The 211-nt window shown below is 67.3% G+C and carries 1 protein-coding gene; it reads right to left on the bottom strand.

From position 1 onward, the window contains the following. A partial coding sequence (locus HMPREF2845_RS00040) for a biotin/lipoyl-containing protein (protein WP_305793658.1) occupies nt 1-211 on the bottom strand: 211 nt, incomplete at both ends.

Here is a 211-nt window from a genome sequence, read left to right as displayed (position 1 = left end):
CAGGAGCCTCAGCAACCGGAGCGGGAGCTGCGGGAGCCTCAGCAGCTGCGGGAGCAGCCGGAGCAGCGGCGCCGGAACCGTCGCCAATGATAGCCAGAGCAGCGCCGACCTCGACGTCCTCGTCCTCCGGGACGAGAATCTGCTCGACAACGCCTGCTACGGGGGAGGGAACCTCGGTGTCAACCTTGTCGGTGGAAACCTCAACCAGGGG

Source organism: Rothia sp. HMSC065B04 (assembly GCF_001812285.1).
GTDB lineage: Bacteria > Actinomycetota > Actinomycetes > Actinomycetales > Micrococcaceae > Rothia > Rothia mucilaginosa.
Note: the sequence above shows the minus strand (reverse complement) of the source record. Positions and strands in the feature narration are given on the sequence as shown.